The organism is Puniceibacterium sp. IMCC21224 (genome assembly GCF_001038505.1).
Taxonomy (GTDB): Bacteria; Pseudomonadota; Alphaproteobacteria; order Rhodobacterales; family Rhodobacteraceae; genus Puniceibacterium.
In genome coordinates, this window is record NZ_LDPY01000001.1 from 2,636,294 (window position 1) to 2,658,303 (window position 22,010).

The following is a 22,010-nucleotide window of genomic DNA, read 5'->3' on the forward strand; positions in this document are numbered from 1 at the left end:
TTAGGCGACACCGTCCCAGACAGTGGTCGAGACGTTCATGGCGTGACGGGATGCGCCGCATCACCCCCGGCATCTGGCACCTGCAACCGTGCTGCGGCCAAAGCGCTGACCACGATCATGACCGCCGCCGTTGCAAGACAAAGCTGCACCCCACCCCATTGATAGGCCAGCCCGGACAGCAACGTACCGATTAGCCGTCCGGCCGCGTTCGCCATGTAGTAAAATCCCACATCCATGGTGACGCGCGCATCGGTGCTGAACGCAAGGATCAGATACGAATGCAATGACGAATTGACCGCAAACAACGCACCAAAGATCAGCAATCCGCAGACAACCACAACCGTCAGAGTCAGCGATTGGCCCGGCGCACTCCACAATATCGCGGCGAGGGTGGCGGGCACCAGCGCCAGAACCAGCGCCCAGTTGCGTGCCGCACGCACAAGATCAGGCCCGGACCGACTTGCTGCGTTCAGAATGCGCGGCGCACTGGCCTGAACGGCACCATACAAAATAGTCCAGACCGCCATGAAACTGCCGATCATGAAAAACGCGCTGCGGTTGCCCGCGGCCGTGCCGTCGGACAGGATTGCGTAGAAATAGATGGGAATGCCGACCACAAACCACACATCCCGTGCACCGAAGAGAAAGACACGGGCCAGACTTAGCCAGTTGATGTTGGCGTTCTTGGACAGCACTTCGCGGAATTTGGCGCTCTTGCGCCCACGCGGCAGACCCGCAGGCATCAGGCAAATCAGAGCCACAAGGACCACAGCCAGCGCCACGGCAAGGCCCAGAATTGCAGGTACAAATCCGGCCATCCCCAACAGCACCGCACCCAGAAGAAAACCCAGCCCCTTGACCGCATTTTTAGACCCGGTGAGTACTGCAACCCAGCGGAACAGCCCGCTCTGCCCGCCGGGCGCGAGCAGTTTCACGGCAGATTTTGAGCTCATCTTAGCCAGATCCTTGGCCACACCCGACGCGCCCTGCACCAACATGACATAGACAACCGAAAGGGTCAGCGGCCAGTCGGCATCCAGTTGCGCCAGTGCCATCAGCGCCGCAACCTGCAAGGTCAGGCCGCAATACAGCGTCGTGGCCAGCCCGAACCGCGCCGCAATCCAGCCCGCTGACAGGTTGGTCACAATACCGGCGACCTCATAGAACACGAATAGATAAGCCAGCTGGACCGGCGAAAACCCCAGTTCGTGAAAGTGCAACAACACCAGCATACGCAGCGCGCCGTCGGTCAGCATAAAGGCCCAATAGGCCGCGGTCACGGCAATGTAAGCCGACAGACCGGGGGGACGGCTCACAGGCTTTGCCCTACCATCAATGCGACGTCGACGAGGCGGTGCGCATAGCCCCACTCATTGTCGTACCAGGCATAGATTTTGACCTGTGTGCCGTTGGTCACCATGGTCGAGGGCCCGTCGATGATAGCGGACCGCGGATCGTTGGTGAAATCCGTCGATACCAGCGGCCGTGTCTCGTACCCCAGAATACCCCTGAGCGGGCCCTCTGCCGCCGTCTTGAACAGCGCGTTGACCTCATCGGCGCTGGTGGCCCTGTCCAGTTCGAAAACGCAATCGGTGAGTGAGCCGTTCAGCAACGGAACCCGCACCGCATGGCCATTCAGCCGCCCCTTGAGATCCGGATAGATCAGCGTGATCGCCGTGGCACTGCCGGTCGTCGTCGGGATCAGGGAATTGAGTGCAGAGCGCGCCCGGCGCAGATCCTTGGCAGGACGATCGACGATGGTCTGCGTGTTAGTCACATTATGAATCGTCGTTATCATTCCGTGCTTTATGCCAATTTCTTCGTGCAATACCTTGACCACTGGGGCCAGGCAGTTGGTGGTGCAACTTGCCGCGGTCACGATGTCATGATGCGCCGGGTCATAGGTGTCGTGGTTGACGCCAAAGACGATGTTCGCAACCTTGTCGTCCTTAACCGGAGCCGAGACGACAACCTTTTTCACACCGGCCGCAAGATAGGGCGCGATCCGCTCTGGGGTCTTGAAGTAGCCGGTGCAGTCGATCATCACATCGACCCCGGACAGCGGCAGATCTGCAAGAGATTTTGTCTGAAAAACCGGGATGTTGGTGCCGTTCACTGTGATGCTGTGCCCATCCGACGTTATGTCGGCATGCCAGCGGCCATGTACGCTGTCAAATGCCAACAGATGCGCGTGCATGGCTGGCTCGCCCACAGAGTCGTTGACAAAGACAATCTCGGCACCTTGTTCGAGCATCGGTCGCAACGCCAGCTTGCCCATCCGGCCCAGACCGTTGATTGCGTAGCGGGTCATGCACCGCTCCCATCCAATGAGCCGATCCGGTCCACGTGCGATTGCAAGGCAACCCGATCAAGGCTTTCGAGCGGCAACATCGAAAAGCTGTGAATTCGGTTGTGCAACGCGCCGTAAACCTGCTGAAACGCCAGCGTTTTTTCCGCATCAGTGCCCGTCGCTTTGACCGGATCTGGCTGACCCCAATGACCCGAAATTGGTTGACCACGCCAGGCGGGGCAGTTTTCGTTTGCGGCGCGGTCGCAGACGGTAAAGACAAAATCCATCACTGGCGCACCTTCACCTTGAAACTCGGATATATGTTTGGACCGCAGGTGACTGATATCATGCCCTTTTGCAGCCAGCATCCTGATGGCAAAGGGGTTGAGTTCGGTGTTTGGCCGGGTACCCGCAGAAAAGACCGTGAACCTATCCGGCGCGATTTCACGCAGAATGCATTCAGCAAAAATTGACCGTGCCGAATTCCCACTGCAAATGAAAAGAACATTGTAAGTCATCGTCTTGCCCTTGGTTTGTGAGATGTTTGGTAAGCATGTGATATCCGGTCGCGACCGGCAGCATTCCTCGAACAGAAAACCAACCAGACCACCTGCCGCAGCGGTGTCGGCGCGATAGCACAGCGATGTGCCATGGCGCTCTTGGGTGATCAGCCCGGCCGCGCGCAAAGCGCCAAGGTAAACCGACAGAGTTGATGCCTTGAGCCCGAGCGCCCGCGCAACTTCGCCCGCAGGCAAAGCATCGGGAAAGCGACGCATCAGCAGTCGAAACACCGCAAGTCGACGATCATGCGCCAGGGCTGTAAGTTGGCTGAGAACTCGTTTTTCCATATTTCATGAATACACGAAATATGTGACAGGAAAATTACACCGGGCAAACGCCCGCTTGGCGCTGTCATGCGCGAAGAACCTGTCCCGAAATGGCGATCAGGATATCAGGCGATAATCTCGAACTTTGTCACATCCACCATGCCACGATCGGTGATTTTAAGTGCGGGGATCACCGGAAGCGCCAGAAAGGCCAGTTGTAGAAACGGCTCTTCGAGTGTGACACCCAAAGACTGTGCCGCCGCACGCAAGATTACGAGCTGATCACGCACCTCTTCAAAAGACAGCAGGCTCATCAAGCCGGCCACGGGCAGCGCCAGTTCGGCCAACACCACCCCGCCAGCGGCGACGACAAACCCGCCCTCGATCTCAGACAGACGGTTCGCCGCCAGCGCCATGTCTGCGTAGTCGACACCCACGCAGGCAATGTTGTGATGATCGTGACAGACGGTTGACGCGATAGCCCCCGACTGCAACCCGAACCCACGCACGAACCCGGTGGCGATATTGCCATTCTTGCCATGTCGTTCGATCACGGCGATGCGCACCAGATCCCGGGCGGGGTCAGGACGCTTGTCCCCGTTTTCGATCACAATGCGTTCGTGCAAGTGATCCGTCAGGATCTGGCCCTCGCGGATGCCGATCACATCGGTCTCTTCGCGGTTGGCAGTGGTGCGAAAGTTTTCTGCCCTGACCTGCGGCGCCTTGACCGACGCCAGACCGACTGGCGGTACAATCTGGCGGCCCGCAAAACCGGCGTCATCCACCACACGCCCCGCACACAGCACCAGCTGCGCGTTGCACCCCTCAAGCGAGTCGATGGCGACAATATCAGCACGTTTTCCCGGCGCGATCATGCCACGATCCTTGAGGCCGAATGCCTCGGCCGCTGACAGGGACGCGGCGCGATATGCCGCCAATGGTGGCGTCCCCAGCGAAATCAGCGTGCGGATCATGTAATCCAGATGCCCGTGCTCTCCGATATCCAGTGGGTTGCGGTCATCGGTACACAGGCAAATGTAGGGCGACGTCCGTTCGGTCAAAAGCGGTTGCAGCGCATGCAGATCTTTGGACACCGACCCCTCGCGGATCAGCACCCGCATTCCCTTTTGCAATTTTTCGAGTGCTTCGGTCGCTGACGTCGCCTCGTGTTCGGTGCGGATACCTGCGGCGATATAGGCATTCAGATCGCGCCCCGATAACAACGGGCAATGCCCGTCGATGTGGCCGCCCTCGAACAATGCGAGCTTGTCCATCGCTGCCGGGTCACGGTGCACCACGCCGGGATAATTCATAAACTCAGCCAGTCCAATCCCCGAAGGATGTCCCATCAGCGCAGCCAGATCGACCGCCAACAACTCGGCACCTGCCGTTTCCATATGAGTTGAGGGCACGCAGGACGACAGTTGCACACGGATGTCCATCAGTGTGTGCTCGCTCGCCTGCTGAAAATAACGCACACCAGCCGCGCCGATGACATTGGCAATCTCATGCGGATCGCAGATCGCAGTTGTGACGCCGCGCGGTGCGACGCAGCGGTCAAATTCGAACGGCGTCACCAATGAGGATTCAATATGCAGATGGGTGTCGATGAACCCCGGCACCAGGATCAGTCCGCTGACGTCGATCACCTCTGCACCTTCATACCGTGCGCAGGTTCCGACAATCGTATCGCCGCAGATGGCAATATCGCCCTCTAAAAAATCACCGGTCATCAGATCGAACAACCGCCCGCCGCGCAACACCAGATCGGTAATAGCGTCACCGCGACCCTGGGCGATGCGGGAAATCAGATCGGCCATTGGATGCTCCGTCGGTTACTTTGACCACAAAAGACCGCAATCCGGCGGCCGCGTCCAGATGCAAGGTTGCAGAATTCAGCCACCACATCCCAGGGGCAAACCATAGAGCTGCAAAAGATCAGGGGGACCGCCTGTATGACCTGTCCCCCTTTTCGTTGTCAGTAGTGCCGTATTAGGTGTCACTATTGCCAAAAGCGTCCTTCATGCGCCATGGAAGACGTATCGCTGTCTTCTTTTGCCCGCATATCGTCCACACGCTTCTTACTCGTCAGGGCATAGAACAGGGCCGCAATCAGGGTGAGCGCGGCCAGTCCCGCGACAAAGATGTCTGTCGTCATGGCTCAGTCCTTTCTGCTGTTGCAAAGGGAACGCATGGGCACAACAGGAAGTTCCGCGTGGGTTTAGGTGAATCGTGCCAGCGACGCGACGGCACAAACCCCAATCTCGGGTTTGTGAGTCAGTAGTCGATTGCGTCGGGGATAAAATCGGTCAGGGTGAATTCGACGCGGATGGTGAAAACATCATTTTCGATCCCCTGCTCCAGTTCACCGCCCAACTGTGTCGCAAAAGCGCGGATCAGGCGATGTCCCAGGCCCGAAACCTCGTCTGACGGGGCGGCGTTTTCGCGACAGGAGTTGCTGATTTCGATCACCGCGCGGCGCTCATCTGTCCTGCGAAAGTTCACCCGCACATGCGCTGCACCATCCGGCCCGGTCACAAGGTATTTACCAACATTGGTCAGCGCCTCAGCGGTCAACAGCGACAACGGCACCGCCTGATCAGGATACAACTCGATATCGTCGAGGTTGGTCTCCAGCTTTACCCGCGACCGGGGATGCTCGGAAACAATGGCCATCTGACGGATCAATTCGCCCAACAGCTGGCCCGCGTTCACATGCCCCAGATCTTCAGTCTGGTAGAGATTGCGGTGAATGGTGGCAAGCGAACGGATCCGCTCTTGCAGCTTGAGCAACACCTCGCGGGTTTCGGGCATGTGGCTTTGGCGGATCTGCATATTCATGATCGAAGAAATGAGCTGCAGGTTGTTCTTGACCCGGTGATGCACTTCCTTGAGCAGAATGGTCTTTTCGCGCAACGCGTTTTCCAGCTGCGCCTCGTCTTGCAGGATCGCATTGGCCATGTTCAGGAAATCGCTCTCCATGTCGCGCAATTCCATTGCCATGGCATAATCAGTCGTCCGGTCAGGCAATCGCCGCGTACGCGCAAATGCGCGCATCTGCTGACCCAGAGTGCGGATATGGCGGATCACCAGCCGGTTGATGGCCAAAAAGGCAACGATGACGCTGGCCGCCCACATGGCAAAAGGCAATGTGCGGGCCAAACTATCGTTTTCAACTGAAATGGCGGCGCGGCTTTGCTTGGGCCAGATGCTAAGGGCATGCACCAGACCCGGCACAAGCGGCGCGGTGGCAAAAATACGCACCACTCCATCTGCGCTGCGCGCCTGAAAGCTGTGCGCCGGGGCATCAGCCAACTCTGCGAGATCCAATCGCGCCGGCAGCAATTTCAACGCCTCTTCACGATCCAAATGTGAGGACAGAACGTCGCCATCGGCGTTATAAGTCAGCAGCTCGGTCAAATCGGATGCCGGTTCTTCAAGTTCCTTTTGGCCCAGCCCGTAGGTCGGCACCGAGACCGACACAAAGCCCGCCACTTTATCATTCCGAAAAAACGGCTCTGACACGATCAGGACCGAACTATTGCTGGTCGAGGCGCTTTCATACAGGTTCACCGAAGATCGCTGATGGCGCATCATCGCGGCAAAACGCTGGGTTCCGGACACATCAAAACTACGCTCAGCAGAGGAACAGGTGATGCGCCCGTCCAGATCGACAATCCCTGCATATGTGAAATCGCGCGTGGCTCTCAGATATTCTCGGAAATACCGCTGGCAGGCTTCGGGCGTATTCTTGAACAGGGGAGCCGTGGCACCCAATGCCTGCGCCCCGCCCAACGCCCGCAGGATGGTTTCACGCTCACCCGCTGCGGCCGCTTCGGTCACAGCGATAATACTCAGTTGTGATCGCGCGCGGGTTTCTTCGCCCAGATCTCTGGTCTGGAGATAGGCCACGACGCCAAGTGGCACCAAAGCCACTGACAAAAATCCGATGATGCGCGCCGCGAGCCCGAAGGTCACGGGTCGCGGGCCAGCCGCTCCGATCATGTGGTCAGCCCACCGATGCCGGTCGACTGCCCGACACCACCGCCATCGTGGCGCCGTCCGTCATTTCCAGTGCTTCGTCGTCCGACAGATGCATCAACACCGCCAAACGCGCGCGAGCACGGTTGGTGCGGCTTTTGATTGTGCCAACAGCGACACCGCAGGTTTCGGCGGCCTCTTCATAGGAAAAGCCCGACGCTCCCACCAGAATCAGGGCCTCGCGCTGTTCGTCGTTCAGCTTGGCAAAGGCGGTTTGAAATTCCGCCATCTGCAATCGACCGTCATGGGCCGGCTTTTCCGACAGTTGATCAGTCAGCACATTGTCGACATCCGACACTTCGCGCCCGGCCTTGCGGCGGTTGGAATAATACGTGTTGCGCAGAATGGTGAACAGCCAGGCGCGCATGTTGGTGCCGGGCTGATAACTGTCGATCTTGGTCCAAGCCTTGACCAAGCTGTCCTGCACCATGTCATCCGCCAATGACCCATTCCGCGTCAGGCTAAGCGCAAACGCCCGCAACGCCGGAATATGCTCAACGATTTCGTCGCGGGGATCCGAACTCATTCTGACTCGCTCCGATCATTGTCGGGTTTCTGTTCCTTGAGCTGCGACAGCAGGTCGAGAAACCGGTCGGGCACCTTTTCATCCAGCATATCCTGGTAGACGCGTTTCAGATTCTCGTCGATCACCTGGGACTGTTTGGCTCTGCTGCGATCCTGTGCCATGGTCTTCCTTATGAAATGGATGCATCCAATGCACGAATGGTACGCTGGATTCGGGAACTAACCGGCTCATCGTGCGTTTGGTTCCAGAAAAAATGCAAGAAGGACGATAAAATGACTGAGGTGGACCTTAGCAGCCAGATTGGTGCAGCACTTCCTTATCTGCGAAGATATGCGCGTGCGCTGACCGGCAGCCAGACCAGCGGGGACAATTACGCCGCCGCAACGCTGGAGGCGGTGCTTGCCGACAGGTCGATGATCAACGAGGCATCCAGCGCAAAGCCGGGCCTTTTCAAGGTGTTTCACGGCATCTGGGTGACTACCGGCGCCCCCGTCGTAGACGAGGACAGCGGCCCGCGCGCCGCAGCCCAAAGCCACCTGCGCCGCCTGACCACCAATTCGCGCGAAGCGCTGCTGCTGCATTCGATCGAAGAGTTCACCCTGACGGAAGTGGCAGAAATAATGCAGATCGGCGGCGACGAAGCTGAACAGTTGGTCAATGTCGCACGCCAAGAGATGGCAGACGACATTTCCGGCAGCGTGTTGATCATCGAAGATGAAGCAATCATCGCGATGGATCTGGAAACCATCGTCGCCGACCTTGGCCACCGTGTGACCGGAGTCGCCCGCACCCGCGACGGCGCCGTCAAACTGGGCAAAGCCGACGTGCCGGACCTGATCCTGGCGGATATCCAGCTGGCCGATAACTCGTCCGGGGTCGATGCCGTCGCCGATCTGCTGCGTGACCTTGGGGACCGTCCGGTGATCTTTATCACCGCCTTCCCCGAGCGGCTTTTGACCGGTGAACGCCCAGAGCCTGCGTTCCTGATCTCCAAGCCTTATTCAGAAGAGCAGGTCCGCTCGGCCATCTCGCAGGCGATGTTCTTTTCGTCGACGGAAACGCTCAAGGCCTGACTGTCGTGCCGCATAGCCGGGCGTGATTCGAACGCCCGGTTATGCCGAACGATCAGCCTGACACAAAAAGCAAAAAACGCGCCGGGAAACGGGCGCGTTTTTCGTTCGTGTGCCTCACGAATAGCGCGAGCCAGCGCGGATTGCCACTGGCACGCGAATGGATGTGGTTCAGACTTTTCGCAGTACCCGGAACAACAGGGTCACAACGAAAAGGACCAGAAAGATCACGAACAGGATTTGTGCGATCCCCGCCGTTGCGCTGGCGATCCCGCCAAACCCAAGAACGCCGGCAACGATGGCCACGATGAAAAACAAAAGAGCCCAGTACAGCATTTTTGATCTCCTTTCAGAAAATCAGCGTGAGAAACAAGGTGATGTCAGATCCGGCGTGCACTTGCACGCGGCCCCATCACCAGCCAGATAATAAAGCCCAGAACCGGTAGGATCAGAACCAGGAGCGTCCACAGGACCTTGGCCCCCGTGTCGCGATTCGATCCGATGATCGAGACAATGGCCCATAGATCGAGAGCCAGAATGATCAGACCGCCTAAACCGGCAAATTCTACCATTTCGCATTCCTTTCTTCATTTCCCGGCGCGTCTGGCCGGGCGTCTGGAAAGAGAACTCACCAAACCGCGCTCTGGTTCCCAAATTCGCTCATACGCCTGTTTCATGCAGGACCGTGCGCTGGATATCACGATATGCTCAGCACGATTGATCGGGCCGACAATAGCCCTCACATCCGTACAACGGTGTCAGTTCCAACTGCGGGACTATCGCGGCGTCGGCCCCCTGATAGTCAGCTAATCATGTATTGAGAGAGGTAAAAGGTGGTGGTCCCGGCGCGATTCGAACGCGCGACCTTTCGCTTCGGAGGCGAACACTCTATCCAGCTGAGCTACGGGACCATCTATTCGGTGCGTTTCGGTTTCAGTAGAATCCCGACTTAAACGCTCCGATTTATATCTTACCTTTTCACACGTACTGCCATAGCCTTCCACCCGTGGGTGGCTGAGATCTAACTCAAAGAGCTACGGCGTCTGCGGGTCTATAGCGTCCGGGCCGCCATACGGCAATGCGAAAAACGCCGCATGGCTTGCTGGACTTCAGCACCCCGGCCGCGCATCAGCCAAAAAGCTCGTGCGCCAGCTCCAACGCCTCGATCAGAACGTCCACTTCGTCTTTGGTGTTGTAGAGCCCAAAGGACGCACGGCAGGTCGCGTTCAGCCCAAGGTGATCCATCAGTGGGCCTGTGCAATGCTGACCCGCACGCACCGCGACCCCTTTTTTATCAAGGATGGTCGAGATATCATGCGCATGCGCCGCACCGTCCAGGGTAAAGGAGAAAATCGCGGCCTTGTCGGGCGTCGTCCCCTGCACCTGAAGCCAGTTCAGCCCGTCCAGACGGCTGCGGGCATAGTCGCGCAAGGTGCGTTCATGGGCGGCGATGTTTTCCATCCCGAGGTGCATCATATAGTCCAGCGCCACGCCCAGACCGATGGTCTGCACGATGCCCGGCGTGCCGGCCTCGAACTTCATTGGCGGGTCGTTCCATGTGACCTCGTCTTTATGAACCTCACGGATCATGTCACCGCCGCCGATAAACGGAATCATCTCGGCCATACGGTCCTTGCGGATATAAATCGCGCCGGACCCCGAAGGACCATAAAGTTTGTGCCCGGTGATGGCATAGAAATCACAGCCAATCTGCTCGACATTAATCGGCATGTGAACCGCCGCCTGTGAGCCGTCGACCAGCACTGGCACGCCCTTGTCGCGGGCGCCGTCGCAGATGGCCTTGACGTCGACGACAGTGCCCAGAACGTTCGAAAGATGCGAGATGGCGACAAGTTTGGTCTTTGGTCCGATAGCGTCAATCACCATCTGCGGGTCGAGGTATCCGGTGCTGTCCACATCGACCCATTTCAACACGACACCCTGCCGTTCGCGCAGAAAATGCCAGGGCACGATATTGGCGTGGTGCTCCATCACCGACAGCACGATTTCGTCGCCCGGCTCCATGCGCGGCATCGCCCAGCCATAGGCCACCAGATTGATACCATGGGTGGTGCCGGTGTTGAACACGATCTCGTCAGGGTCCGGGGCCCCCATAAACCGCGCGATGGTGCCGCGCACGCCCTCGTACTTCTCGGTCGCGAGGTTCGACAGGTAGTGCAGGCCGCGGTGAACGTTGGAATATTCCTCGGCGTAGGCGCGGGTCACGGCGTCGATCACCACCTGAGGTTTCTGCGCCGACGCGCCATTGTCCAGATACACCAGTGGCTTGCCATTCACCTCGCGGCTCAGGATCGGAAAATCGCGGCGCACCGCCTCAACGTCATACATCTTAGTCCATTCCCACTGTCGTAGCCCCGATCAGGGCGAGAAAGATTGACAGTCCCAGCGCCATACCTATCGTGCCCAGCACCATCACAAACGCCGATTTAAAGCGGTTGTCAAAGCCATGGGCCACATCCAGAAAATTGATCATCATCCAACCCTGCACCAGATAGGCGCCCAAAAGGAACCCGCCACCCAGTCCCGCGCCCAGAGGCATCAGCAGTGCATCCACCGCCTGCACCCCGATCCAGAGCCCCTGAACCCAGATGATCAGCAGCCCGATATCCTCGATCCGCCCAGCCCCGCCCATGGCGCGCCCCATCCACGTCACTGCGATGGCCGAGATCGCCAGCAGCCCGCCAATCACCAGCATAAAGATCACCGGACTGGCCAGAAACGCCATCTGCGCCTCGTCCGGCGGCGCAATCATCACCACAGCCAAAGAGACGATGGCGTTCAACACCACCACTAGCGCAAAGGCCAGCAGTATCGCCTGATGGCTGAACCGTGTCGCAATGATTATTCGTGCCGCATCGCGTGGGGCAACAACGCTCTGCCACGCCAGCGCCAAGAGCTGCGAAACGGTCACGACCGGGCCTCTGCGATCCGCAGGCTGCTGAACCAGAACCAGCCGAATACACCGCACCAGACCGCACCGACCAGCGTCAGTGCAGGCCCTGCCCCGACGAAGCCAGCCACAAGCCCATTGAGCAGGATCAGCGGCGTTGACGCGAACAGGCTCCAGAACAGGGCCAGTCGGGCACCATACCAATCGCCCTGCCCGCCCAGCGGCTTCGCCAGCAGATGACTTAGCGCTGCGAGTGTGTACAGCCCCAGCGGCGCGATAAAGATCCAGCCGAATAATGCCCCGGCCAGCAGCGCGTTCAGCTCCAGCGTCTCAAGATGCGCACGGCGCGACAGGACCGGCCATTGCGCAACAAAGACCAGCGCGCAGGCAGCCATAAGGATCGCAAGCGCCCTGTCCTCGCGTTTGCCCGCGTCCAGAAGCCGCCGCATGACACGGCCCGGCCCCCGGTAGGTTGCCACGATATCGCGCGTCACCGGCATGACGCTCAGCCAAGCCGCCGAAGGAGCCAGCCCTCGATCCGGCGGACAATCTCGTCAGCCAGTGCCGAATCCTCGATTTCTTCGACCGCTTCAGCCAGAAACGCCAGTGTCAGCAGGTTGGTGGCCGCAGCGACTGGCACGCCGCGCGAGCGCAGATAGAACAGCGCCTCGTCATCAATCGCCCCCGAAGTGGAACCATGCGAACAGGCGACATCATCGGCATAGATCTCAAGCTCGGGTTTGGCCAGGAACTGGCTGTCCCCATCCAGCAGCAGGCTTTGGCTGATCTGGTAGCCGTCGGTTTTCTGCGCCCCGGCTTTGACCAGAATTTTGCCTTGAAAGACGCCGGTGGCACCGTTGCGCAGCACCTTTTTGAACACCTGACGGCTTTCGCAATTCACCGCGTCATGGGTGATGAACACGGTGTCATCGTGGTGGAAGTCACCGTCGCCGACACAGGCACCGGCCACATGCGCGGTGGCATTGTCGCCGGTCAGTTCAATCACACATTCATTGCGCGTCATCACCCCGTTGGCAGTCAGGGTGAACGATTTGAACACCGACTCTTCGCCCAGACGGGTGAAAAGATGCGTCGCCGCGCGGCGTTCGTGATCACGACCTTGCGCACAGACGTGGTGAAAGATGCCGGTATCGGCGATATCGACTTCGATCACCTTGTTGAACCGGGCAGCCGCCGGACCATTCTCCAACAATGTCAGCTCGGCGCCCGCGTCGATCTTGACTACGTGGTGCAGGATCGCATCAGAAGTCTCTGATTCGTGAAGATAAATCAGGTTGATCGGCTTTGTCACCTTGGCCGATACATGGATCAGCACGCCATCGGTCGCAAAGGCGGTGTTCAGTGCCGCCAAAGAGCGGACAACCGGTTCCTGCCCCTTGGACTCAAGCGTACCGTACAGATCACGAGCCCAGTGGATATCAGTACTACTGTCGGCCAGCCGGTCGATTTTCACCCCGTCAAGCGTCAGATCATCCGACGCATCAGCGTCGAACACCCCGTCCACAAAGACAATTTTCAGCCGGTCGATACCGTCGAACATCGGCGCTTCATCGTTCGCGTGGATCGCGGCGTGGGGTGCGTCGGCCTGAACCAACGTATCAGGGCGGGTATATTTCCAGTACTCATCCCGCCGCCCCGGCAGACCCGTGGCCCGCAAACGCGCCAGCGCGTCACGCCGCGCCACATCCGACCAGCCACCCGAGGGCAGGCTTAGCGATGCGATCCGCGCTTCGGTTTCGTCCAGTTTTGCCTGAGGCACAGCCATCATGCCACCTCCGTCAGAATATCCGCATAGCCATTGTGCTCGACTTCCAGCGCCAGTTCCGGTCCGCCGGTTTTGACGATACGGCCATCAGACATGATGTGTACGACGTCAGGTTTGATATGATCCAGAAGCCGCTGATAATGCGTGATAACCAGAAATCCGCGTCCTTCCGAGCGCAGCGCATTCACGCCATCCGCCACCAACTTCATCGCGTCCACATCGAGGCCGGAATCCGTCTCGTCCAGGATGCACATTTTGGGTTCCAGCATCGCCATTTGCAGGATCTCGTTGCGCTTTTTCTCACCGCCCGAAAAGCCAACGTTGACCGGCCGCTTGAGCATCTCGGCGTCGATCTTGAGATCTTTTGCCTTGGCGCGGATCACCTTGAGGAACTCGGTCGACGACATCTCTTCCTCGCCGCGCGCTTTGCGCTGTGCGTTCACAGCGGTGCGCAGAAACGTCATGTTGCCGACGCCGGGGATCTCGACCGGGTATTGAAACGCCAGAAACAGGCCCGCCGAGGCGCGCTCTTCGGGGTCCATCTCCAGGATATCTTCGCCCAGCAGCGTCGCGCTGCCGTCAGTCACCTCATAGCCGTCACGACCCGACAACACATAGGACAGTGTGGACTTGCCCGACCCGTTCGGCCCCATGATCGCATGCACCTTGCCCGCCTCGACGGTCAGGTTCACACCTTTGAGGATTTGCTTATCCTCTTCTTGAAGTTTCACGTGCAGGTTCTTGATTTCCAACATCTTTACATCCTCATACGTCTGTTTCGGGTGACACACTCAGGGGCGCGTCGTCAATTGCATGATCCGCAAGAGCCGCTGAGGCGGGATCATTTGCGGGGTGATTTCAAACCGCGCCATTCGGCCGGTCATTTCAGGTTGGCCGAGGAACTCTTCGACCTGATGATATTGCTGGCGGTCGGCATAGTCGTCGAACAGCAGCAGCAGCGGCCTTTCAGCCATAAACGCAGCCGCCAACGCACAGCCTTCGCGGAACCGCCCGTCCACCAGAACCACGTCGGGATGGCGGAAGGCAGGTTTTTGCCAGACCTCCAGCGGATAGCGCGGATAGCGTCGCCAGGCACTGTCATCGACCGGACGCCCCCATTCCCGCGTCTCGCCGACATCAGGCCAAAACACGGTCACATCGGTCCCGTCAGCCGGTGGGTTGGCTGCAAACCAACTACGCATCATGTCGGCCCAGTTGCGATCGCTTTCGACCGCAAACACCGTCTTGCCAGGCAATTCCGACGCCAGAACCGTCGACCCACCACTGCCGTATTCGAGGATGACCTCGGCCCGCGCGTAGGCATCGCGCAGCAGCGCGGCCTCGGCCTCGGGCATGGTCAACTCTGGCCGTTGGAGGGTCGGCGTATCAGTCATGCCGCGATGATCACCGCTGTGCCTGAGGCGCTGACCATCAGCATGGAATTTCCCACAACCTCGTAATCCAGATCGACGCCGACCACGGCATTCGCCCCCTTGACCCGCGCGTTCTCTTCCAGTTCTCGCAGGGCGGTTTCGCGGGCATCCTGAAGCTTACTCTCGTAAGCGCCGGACCGGCCCCCGACGATATCGGTGATGCTGGCAAAAAGATCGCGAACGACATTGGCGCCCATGATTGCCTCACCCACCACGATGCCGCGGTAATCGGTGATCTTATGGCCTTCGATCGTGTTGGTCGTTGTGATGATCATCCGTCCATTCCATGATTTTCCGCCCGTCCAGGGCCCTGATCCCGTTTTCATCTACCGTTCCCGCATCACAAACTGCGCAAAAAGACTGCCAGAAAACCCTGACGCAAATGACACCAGCATCACGGTGCCAAGCCCCAGCATCCCCGTAAACGTGCTGACCACGGCGGCAAAACCAGCGCAGAACACGCCCGTCAGCAACGCACTGATCAGGATCGGAGCGACGGACATCGCTTAGCCCCCACGCACATAGGTAAAGACCATCATAGCCAGCAGCGCCAAACCGCCCGCCGCCAGCGCCGTCAGAAAGACCGAGCCATTCAGCAGCCCTTCGGTCTTGCCCGACCTGCGGCGTATCGACATCCCGATCAGCGTCCCGACAAAGACGCCAACCCCGACACCCGCCGATTTGACCAAGAGATACATGAGCATAATCTGCCCCCTGTTCAGACGATGAACGTCAGCCGACCGACCCTTCGAGAGAGATCGCGACCAGCGCCTGCGCCTCCATTGCAAATTCCATCGGCAGCGCCTGCAACACTTCTTTGGCAAAGCCGTTAACGATCAGCGCGACCGCCTCTTCTTCGCCAATGCCACGCTGGCGGCAATAGAACATCTGGTCGTCGTCCACCTTGGAAGTAGTGGCCTCGTGCTCGACCCGCGAGGAATTGTTGCGCACCTCGATATAGGGCACCGTATGCGCACCGCATTTGTCCCCAATCAAGAGAGAGTCGCACTGAGTATAGTTGCGGCTGTCCTTGGCTTTGGGGTGCATCGACACAAGCCCGCGATAGGTGTTCTGGGCCTGGCCCGCGCTGATCCCCTTGGAGACGATCCGCGACTTGGTGCGTTTGCCCAGATGCACCATCTTGGTGCCGGTGTCCGCCTGCTGGTGGTGATTGGTGATGGCGATCGAGTAGAATTCACCTTGTGAATCGTCGCCACGCAGGATGCAGGACGGGTATTTCCACGTCACCGCAGACCCGGTCTCGACCTGGGTCCACATCACCTTGGCCCGGTCACCGCGGCAATCGGCGCGCTTGGTGACAAAGTTGTAGATCCCACCCTTGCCGTTCTCGTCGCCGGGATACCAGTTCTGCACCGTGGAATATTTCACCTCGGCATCTTCTTCGATGATGATTTCCACCACCGCCGCGTGCAGTTGGCTGATGTCGCGCATCGGCGCGGTGCAGCCTTCGAGGTAGCTGACATAGCTCCCCTTGTCGGCAATAATCAACGTCCGCTCGAACTGGCCGGTGTTTTCGGCGTTGATGCGGAAATAGGTCGACAGCTCCATCGGGCAGCGCACGCCGGGCGGGATGTAGACGAACGAGCCATCGGAAAACACGGCGCTGTTCAGCGTGGCGTAAAAGTTGTCCTGTACCGGAACCACCGACCCAAGGTACTTTTTCACCAGCTCAGGATGCTCCTTGATCGCCTCGGAGATCGAGCAGAATATCACGCCAGCGGCCTTCAGCTCTTTTTGAAACGTGGTGCCGACCGACACCGAATCAAACACCGCATCGACGGCGACCTTGCGGCCCTCTGCGGGCGCGTCCTCGGCGCCTTCGACCCCGGCCAGGATCATCTGCTCCTTGAGGGGGATGCCCAGTTTTTTGTAGGTGTCCAACAGTTTGGGGTCGACCTCATCCAGCGACTTTGGCTTTTCGGCCATGCTGGTGGGGCGGGCATAGTAATACTGATCCTGAAAGTCGATTTGGGGATAGTCGACCATCGCCCAGTCCGGTTCCTTCATCTTGAGCCAGCGGTTGTAAGCCCCCATGCGCCATTCGGTCATCCACTCAGGTTCGCCGTTCTTTTCCGAGATCAGCTTGACGATATCCGGCGTCAGCCCCTTGGGGGCATATTCCATCTCGATGTCAGTGTTCCAGCCGTATTTGTACTTGCCGCCGACCTGACGCACCGCATCAACTGTTTCCTGATCGACGCCATCCTTGACCACCACTGCGTCTTCCACTGTCGGATTGTCCAAAGCTGTCATGTCAGACCCTCTTTCTTCTGTGTGCATGCGACCTGCGCATGTCCTTTATTCCATTTTGCACATCCTGCGCCGCGCGCCAGATATGCCCTTGCGGCAGGCTCATGCGGCCCGTGCGCGAAACCTGTGATAGAGACGCAGCCAGGCCTGCGCGCAGGCCATCACGTCCGCCTCTGTCGTCTCGGGCCCCAGACTGATGCGAATTGCCCCGCTGGCTGTGGCCTCGTCGTATCCCATCGCCCGCAAGACCCGGCTGGCGCGAACCTTGCCGCTCGAACAGGCCGAACCGGCGCTAACGGCAAAGCCGGCAAGGTCCATCTGCATCACCTGCGTTTCGCCCTTCCAGCCGGGAATCGCCAGGCAGGAAGTGTTCGGCAGACGCCGCCCCGATTTCCCGACGAAAATAGTCTCTTTGGCGTCAGCCTCAAGGGACAATTCTAGAATGTTTCTAAGTTTTTCGACCCGATCCCAGACGCCAGCCTCAAGATCGCGCGCTGCGGCTTCTGCTGCGGCACCGAATCCAGCAATCCCAATCACATTCTCAGTTCCCGAACGACGGCCCATTTCCTGCCCGCCGCCCCTGATCTGCGCTGCCAAATCGGTGCCACGCCGCACAACCAATGCGCCGATCCCTTTGGGGCCACCCAATTTGTGCGCCGAGATCAGCGCCATCTGGCAGCCCATCCAGTTAAACGCCACCGGCAGCTTGCCAAAAACCTGCGTGGCATCCACCACGGCCAACCCATCCGGCAGATCCTGCACCACACCGGTTTCGGAATTGGCCGCCTGTAATACCGTCCGGTCCGGCGCGGATACCTCTACGCGCCCCACCGTATCCACCGGCAACACCGGATCAATCCAGGCCACCACCGCGTCATGTTCGATATCTGCCCCCAGCAGCCCACGCCCGGCACAGGCCAACGCCGCCGCCTCGGTCGCGCCGGAAACAAAGACCACATCGGCTCCCTCGGCCCCGAACGCCATCGCCACCTGAGCCCGCGCCCGCTCAACCACGGATTTGGCTGCCCGCCCCTCGGCATGTACAGACGACGGATTGCCGACCAGATCCATCGCCGCAATCATCGCCTCGCGCGCCTCTGGCCGTAACGGCGCCGTCGCATTCCAATCCAGATAGATCCGGTTCATGCCCAAAACCCCGCCCTCATGGCAAAGCCATGCCGGGGGTGTCAGGATCTGCCCCTCTCACGCCTCGTCCACCACAGCAAAGAGGTTCGGAACCGCCGGACATGGCACAAGATCATTGCTGACCACATCCGACAACCGCGTCTGGTGCAGGAACACATAGACATGCGCGCTTAGCCCCTGCCACAGACGGTTCGACAGCGATTGCGCCCGGCTGCCCGACAGCGCACCTGACACTCCGGCACCTTTGTGCATGGCATCCACGGTCTCATCGACTGCGGCCAAGATATCCAGAACCTTGATCTCGGTCGCTGGCCGCGCGAGCCGATAACCACCGCCCGGGCCGCGCACTGACGCCACCAGATCCGCACGGCGCAGTTTGACAAAAAGCTGCTCAAGATAGGGCAGCGACACGTCCTGACGCTTGGCGATATCGCTCAGCGTGACCAGCCCGCCCTTTGGTTGCAGCGCGATATCAACCAGCGCCACCATAGCATAACGCCCCTTGGTACTCAGCTTCATCGCGTCCCCTCTTCTGTGCGCGGCGGTCACCTTGACCCTGCGCAGGCCACGCATGATTCTCGCGACCGATTGACCTTATGCACAACTGGCCCTATTTGCCACGGATGCGCGTCCCGAAACCTTTCGGGATTTAGAACCGTTCTAAGGAGCTTGAGCGAATTCGTCAAGAATTCTCAGGCCCGTTAAGGAGCTTGCCCGCCCCATGCCCGAGGTCATCTTTCCCGGACCCGAAGGCCGCCTCGAAGGCCGCTATCACCCGCAAAAAGACCGTGACGCACCGATTGCCATCGTTCTCCATCCGCATCCGCAATTCGGCGGCACGATGAACAACAAGGTCGTCTACAACCTGCACTACGCCTTTTATAACATGGGTTTTACCGTTCTGCGGTTCAATTTCCGTGGCGTCGGGCGCAGCCAGGGCGAATATGATCAGGGCTTGGGTGAGCTGTCCGACGCTGCTTCGGCCCTCGACTACCTGCAGTCGATGAACAACAATTCCAAGCATTGCTGGGTCGCAGGCTTTTCCTTTGGGGCCTGGATCGGCATGCAACTGCTGATGCGACGGCCCGAGATCACCGGCTTTGTCTCGGTCTCGCCGCCGGCGAATATGTACGACTTTTCGTTCCTTGCGCCCTGCCCGGCATCGGGTCTGATCATCAATGGCACCAGTGATCGCGTGGCCCCGCCTGCGGATACCCGGTCTCTGGTCGGAAAACTCAAGGAACAGAAGGGCATCACCATCACCCACGAGCAGATCGAAGGATCGGGCCACTTCTTTGAAGAGCCGCACATGGGCACGATGATCGGCAATGTCACCGACTATGTGAAGCGCCGGTTGACTGAAACCTCGCGCTGACCAATTTCCTGATTCGACGGATCCAGACCCACTGAAAGGGGTAGACCCAAGATGTCCTTTGTGACCGAGCTTGCCGATGAACTGGCCAATGATACGCTCAAGGCGATGGACGACACGGGTGAGGACAGATTGTATGTCGAGGTGGCGAAAGTGCTCGCCGCCTCTTCGACCACGCTGGAAGAGGCGTTTGTGACCGCGATCCGCGTGCGGCTCGCTGAGAGGCGCGCGCGTGTGTACCTCAACGACTTCATCAAGACCGGCAAAGCAGGCGACCTGCCGGGATGAGCCAACGGGCTGATGCGCGTCTTGATTCGCAGATGGCCTTTCTGACCGAGGCGGACCGCCTGAAATCCGTCAACCGTGCGACCAGACTGGCGGACGGGTCGCGCTACGAAAATTCCGCCGAACACAGCTGGCACATCGCGCTATACGCGCTGGTGCTGGGTGAACACGCACCGGACGAGGTGAATATCAACCGCGTCATTCGCATGCTATTGCTGCATGATCTGGTTGAGATCGACGCAGGCGACGCCCCGGTCTTTGGCGATCACGACGCCGAAGCGATGGCAACTAAAGAAATCGCAGCCGCAACGCGATTATTCGGATTGTTGCCCGGTGGTCAGGGCGACAGACTGCGCGCGCTCTGGGACGAATTCGAGTCGAACCAAACCCCGGATGCGATGTTCGCCAAATCGCTCGACCGGTTTCAGCCGCCAAACCAGAACCTAGCCTCGGGGGGCGGATCCTGGATCGAATACAATGTGACGCAAGAGCAGTTCGAGGCCCGTGTCGGTGCCAAGATTGCCAGCGGCGCGCCGACGCTGTGGGACTGGATCAGACCCCGCGCCGCCGCGTTCTTTTCCAAACGCCGCTGACGGCAACGCCCACAGACACCTCACCCCTCAGACACATTAAAAGTGCAGAGCGCGATCCCAGGCGTCGAGCACAGATTCATGCATCATTTCTGACAATGTCGGATGTGGAAACACGGTCTGCATCAGATCCTGTTCTGTGGTCTCCAACTGGCGACCAATGACATAGCCCTGGATCAATTCTGTCACCTCGGCCCCAACCATATGTGCCCCCAACAATGCGCCGGTATTTGCATCAAAGACCGTCTTGATCAGCCCCTGGGGTTCGCCCAAGGCAATCGCCTTGCCATTGCCGGCAAAGGGGAACCGCCCCACCCGGATGGTATGTCCGGCTTGGCGGGCCTTGTCCTCGGTCAGACCAACACTGGCGATCTGTGGCTGGCAATAGGTGCAGCCGGCGATAGATTGCGGATCGACGGCATGCGGGTGACCGCCAGCGATATGCTCGGCCACCATCACCCCTTCGTGGCTGGCCTTGTGTGCCAGCCACGGCCCACCCGCAACATCGCCAATTGCATAGAGCCCTGGCACCCCGGTCAGGCCCATCGCGTCCGTCACCACATGGCCACGCTCGATCCGTACACCAAGCGCCTCAAGCCCCAACCCTTCGGTATTGGCGACGATACCGACGGCGGAAATCACCGTATCGAACGGCTCTTTCGTGGTCCTGCCGTCCTGTTCAATCTCGGCCACGACACCATCAGTGCCACGCTCCAGCGCCTTGACCTTGGTGTTGGTGCGGATCGTCATACCCTGATTTTCAAAGGACTTCTGGGCTAAACCGCTGATCTCGGCATCTTCGATCGGGAGGATGCGGTTCAGCACCTCGACCACATGCACCTCTGCCCCAAGCGCATTGTAAAAGCTGGCAAATTCGATCCCGATGGCACCCGATCCAATGACCAGCAGCCGTTTCGGCATATGTGGCGGCATGAGCGCGTGGCGGTAGGTCCAGACGTGTTTGCCGTCCGCCTCAAGCCCCGGCAATTCGCGTGCCCTTGCGCCGGTGGCCACCACAATCGCGGGCGCACGCAGTACCTGCGCACCCTTGTCAGTCGTCACCGACACCTCGCCCGGCGCGGACAACGTGGCGTTCCCCATAACCGCCGTCACCTTGTTCTTTTTCAGCAGATGCCTGACACCAGAGTTGAGCTGTTTGGCAATCCCGCGCGACCGCTTGACCACCGCATCCAGATCAAATCCCAACCCATCGGCCTGTAGCCCGAATTCCGTCGCGCGCTGCATCAGGTGATACACCTCGGCGGATCGCAACAACGCCTTGGTCGGGATGCAGCCCCAGTTCAGGCAGATGCCGCCCATATGCTCGCGTTCGACAATGGCGACGCGCAGACCCAACTGCGCGCCCCGGATCGCGGCGACATAGCCACCCGGCCCGGCACCGATTACAATCATGTCAAAGTCTTGCGCGGCCATGCCTGCCCCTTTGCCCCCAAGGATGCGC

General features: G+C 59.3%; 27 protein-coding genes and 1 tRNA gene. 4 read left to right on the top strand and 24 right to left on the bottom strand.

The genetic code is table 11. From position 1 onward, the window contains the following. Window positions 1-35: 35 nt before the first annotated feature. The 8 genes from arsJ to IMCC21224_RS28210 form a co-directional block, all read right to left on the bottom strand. Window positions 36-1,316, bottom strand: coding sequence for an organoarsenical effux MFS transporter ArsJ (arsJ, locus tag IMCC21224_RS12105; RefSeq protein WP_047995573.1), 1,281 nt, complete (start codon window positions 1,314-1,316; stop codon window positions 36-38). After that, a complete protein-coding gene (locus IMCC21224_RS12110; RefSeq protein WP_047995574.1) occupies window positions 1,313-2,311 on the bottom strand; it encodes an ArsJ-associated glyceraldehyde-3-phosphate dehydrogenase in 999 nt (332 codons plus the stop codon). Before IMCC21224_RS12110 ends, arsJ begins: the two co-directional genes overlap by 4 nt. Next, on the bottom strand, window positions 2,308-3,138 hold the full coding sequence (locus IMCC21224_RS12115; RefSeq protein ID WP_047995575.1) for a helix-turn-helix domain-containing protein: 831 nt from the start codon (window positions 3,136-3,138) through the stop codon (window positions 2,308-2,310). Before IMCC21224_RS12115 ends, IMCC21224_RS12110 begins: the two co-directional genes overlap by 4 nt. A 104-nt stretch (window positions 3,139-3,242) precedes the next feature. Further along, a complete protein-coding gene (gene ade / locus IMCC21224_RS12120) occupies window positions 3,243-4,937 on the bottom strand; it encodes an adenine deaminase (RefSeq protein ID WP_047995576.1) in 1,695 nt (564 codons plus the stop codon). 182 nt (window positions 4,938-5,119) lie between these two features. Continuing rightward, complete coding sequence (locus IMCC21224_RS28205; RefSeq protein ID WP_197089201.1) at window positions 5,120-5,275, bottom strand: hypothetical protein; 156 nt, start codon at window positions 5,273-5,275, stop codon at window positions 5,120-5,122. Window positions 5,276-5,394: 119 nt separating this feature from the next. Beyond that, on the bottom strand, window positions 5,395-7,122 hold the full coding sequence (locus IMCC21224_RS12125) for a sensor histidine kinase (RefSeq protein WP_047995577.1): 1,728 nt from the start codon (window positions 7,120-7,122) through the stop codon (window positions 5,395-5,397). 4 nt (window positions 7,123-7,126) lie between these two features. After that, window positions 7,127-7,684: an RNA polymerase sigma factor gene (locus IMCC21224_RS12130; protein WP_047995578.1), complete on the bottom strand. Its 558-nt coding sequence runs from the start codon at window positions 7,682-7,684 to the stop codon at window positions 7,127-7,129. After that, window positions 7,681-7,845 (bottom strand): NepR family anti-sigma factor, encoded by a 165-nt coding sequence (locus IMCC21224_RS28210; protein WP_047995579.1) that lies wholly within the window; start codon window positions 7,843-7,845, stop codon window positions 7,681-7,683. Before IMCC21224_RS28210 ends, IMCC21224_RS12130 begins: the two co-directional genes overlap by 4 nt. A 111-nt stretch (window positions 7,846-7,956) precedes the next feature. On the opposite strand from IMCC21224_RS28210, the gene IMCC21224_RS12140 reads away from it, so the two are divergent. Continuing rightward, window positions 7,957-8,757 carry a response regulator gene (locus tag IMCC21224_RS12140; protein ID WP_047995580.1) on the top strand — a complete coding sequence of 267 codons (801 nt, stop codon included), beginning with the start codon at window positions 7,957-7,959 and terminating at the stop codon, window positions 8,755-8,757. A 168-nt stretch (window positions 8,758-8,925) separates the two neighbouring features. Here the strand turns inward: IMCC21224_RS12140 and IMCC21224_RS27090 are convergent, their stop codons facing one another. The 15 genes from IMCC21224_RS27090 to IMCC21224_RS12210 form a co-directional block, all read right to left on the bottom strand. Next, window positions 8,926-9,090 (bottom strand): DUF1328 domain-containing protein, encoded by a 165-nt coding sequence (locus tag IMCC21224_RS27090; protein WP_047995581.1) that lies wholly within the window; start codon window positions 9,088-9,090, stop codon window positions 8,926-8,928. A 44-nt stretch (window positions 9,091-9,134) separates the two neighbouring features. Continuing rightward, window positions 9,135-9,326 (bottom strand): PLD nuclease N-terminal domain-containing protein, encoded by a 192-nt coding sequence (locus tag IMCC21224_RS12150; protein ID WP_047995582.1) that lies wholly within the window; start codon window positions 9,324-9,326, stop codon window positions 9,135-9,137. Between the two features lie 262 nt (window positions 9,327-9,588). Then, window positions 9,589-9,665, bottom strand: a tRNA-Arg gene (locus IMCC21224_RS12155). A 217-nt stretch (window positions 9,666-9,882) separates the two neighbouring features. Then, entirely contained in the window at window positions 9,883-11,103 is a 1,221-nt protein-coding gene (locus IMCC21224_RS12160) for a cysteine desulfurase (RefSeq protein WP_047995583.1), read from the bottom strand. Between the two features lies 1 nt (window position 11,104). Next, a complete protein-coding gene (locus tag IMCC21224_RS12165) occupies window positions 11,105-11,686 on the bottom strand; it encodes a YIP1 family protein (protein WP_047995584.1) in 582 nt (193 codons plus the stop codon). After that, complete coding sequence (locus tag IMCC21224_RS12170) at window positions 11,683-12,165, bottom strand: YIP1 family protein (protein ID WP_047995585.1); 483 nt, start codon at window positions 12,163-12,165, stop codon at window positions 11,683-11,685. Before IMCC21224_RS12170 ends, IMCC21224_RS12165 begins: the two co-directional genes overlap by 4 nt. A 5-nt stretch (window positions 12,166-12,170) precedes the next feature. Further along, complete coding sequence (locus IMCC21224_RS12175) at window positions 12,171-13,451, bottom strand: SufD family Fe-S cluster assembly protein (RefSeq protein ID WP_047997084.1); 1,281 nt, start codon at window positions 13,449-13,451, stop codon at window positions 12,171-12,173. Continuing rightward, on the bottom strand, window positions 13,451-14,206 hold the full coding sequence (gene sufC / locus IMCC21224_RS12180) for a Fe-S cluster assembly ATPase SufC (RefSeq protein ID WP_047995586.1): 756 nt from the start codon (window positions 14,204-14,206) through the stop codon (window positions 13,451-13,453). Before sufC ends, IMCC21224_RS12175 begins: the two co-directional genes overlap by 1 nt. Window positions 14,207-14,242: 36 nt before the next feature. Further along, window positions 14,243-14,845, bottom strand: coding sequence for a hypothetical protein (locus IMCC21224_RS12185; RefSeq protein ID WP_047995587.1), 603 nt, complete (start codon window positions 14,843-14,845; stop codon window positions 14,243-14,245). After that, complete coding sequence (locus IMCC21224_RS12190) at window positions 14,842-15,159, bottom strand: heavy metal-binding domain-containing protein (RefSeq protein WP_047995588.1); 318 nt, start codon at window positions 15,157-15,159, stop codon at window positions 14,842-14,844. The genes IMCC21224_RS12185 and IMCC21224_RS12190 overlap by 4 nt, the downstream gene beginning before the upstream one ends. A 51-nt stretch (window positions 15,160-15,210) precedes the next feature. After that, entirely contained in the window at window positions 15,211-15,387 is a 177-nt protein-coding gene (locus IMCC21224_RS27795; protein WP_156178247.1) for a hypothetical protein, read from the bottom strand. 3 nt (window positions 15,388-15,390) lie between these two features. Continuing rightward, window positions 15,391-15,588, bottom strand: a complete 198-nt coding sequence (locus IMCC21224_RS12195) for a hypothetical protein (protein WP_047995589.1) — start codon at window positions 15,586-15,588, stop codon at window positions 15,391-15,393. 28 nt (window positions 15,589-15,616) lie between these two features. Then, a complete protein-coding gene (gene sufB, locus IMCC21224_RS12200) occupies window positions 15,617-17,158 on the bottom strand; it encodes a Fe-S cluster assembly protein SufB (protein WP_047995590.1) in 1,542 nt (513 codons plus the stop codon). 99 nt (window positions 17,159-17,257) lie between these two features. Continuing rightward, window positions 17,258-18,301 (bottom strand): cysteine desulfurase family protein, encoded by a 1,044-nt coding sequence (locus IMCC21224_RS12205; protein WP_047995591.1) that lies wholly within the window; start codon window positions 18,299-18,301, stop codon window positions 17,258-17,260. A 57-nt stretch (window positions 18,302-18,358) separates the two neighbouring features. Then, window positions 18,359-18,820 (bottom strand): Rrf2 family transcriptional regulator, encoded by a 462-nt coding sequence (locus tag IMCC21224_RS12210; RefSeq protein WP_047995592.1) that lies wholly within the window; start codon window positions 18,818-18,820, stop codon window positions 18,359-18,361. Window positions 18,821-19,022: 202 nt separating this feature from the next. On the opposite strand from IMCC21224_RS12210, the gene IMCC21224_RS12215 reads away from it, so the two are divergent. Genes IMCC21224_RS12215 through IMCC21224_RS12225 form a run of 3 tightly spaced genes read left to right on the top strand, consistent with a single transcriptional unit; the run spans window position 19,023 to window position 20,551 of the window. Further along, window positions 19,023-19,676 (top strand): alpha/beta hydrolase, encoded by a 654-nt coding sequence (locus IMCC21224_RS12215; RefSeq protein ID WP_047995593.1) that lies wholly within the window; start codon window positions 19,023-19,025, stop codon window positions 19,674-19,676. Between the two features lie 51 nt (window positions 19,677-19,727). Beyond that, the gene (locus tag IMCC21224_RS12220) at window positions 19,728-19,961 is read left to right on the top strand and encodes a hypothetical protein (protein ID WP_047995594.1); all 234 of its coding nucleotides are present in this window, start codon (window positions 19,728-19,730) and stop codon (window positions 19,959-19,961) included. Next, window positions 19,958-20,551 carry an HD family hydrolase gene (locus IMCC21224_RS12225; protein ID WP_047995595.1) on the top strand — a complete coding sequence of 198 codons (594 nt, stop codon included), beginning with the start codon at window positions 19,958-19,960 and terminating at the stop codon, window positions 20,549-20,551. Before IMCC21224_RS12220 ends, IMCC21224_RS12225 begins: the two co-directional genes overlap by 4 nt. A gap of 36 nt (window positions 20,552-20,587) precedes the next feature. Here IMCC21224_RS12225 and lpdA read toward each other — a convergent pair whose 3' ends face one another. Then, window positions 20,588-21,982, bottom strand: coding sequence for a dihydrolipoyl dehydrogenase (gene lpdA / locus IMCC21224_RS12230; RefSeq protein ID WP_047995596.1), 1,395 nt, complete (start codon window positions 21,980-21,982; stop codon window positions 20,588-20,590). Between the last annotated feature and the right edge of the window lie 28 nt (window positions 21,983-22,010).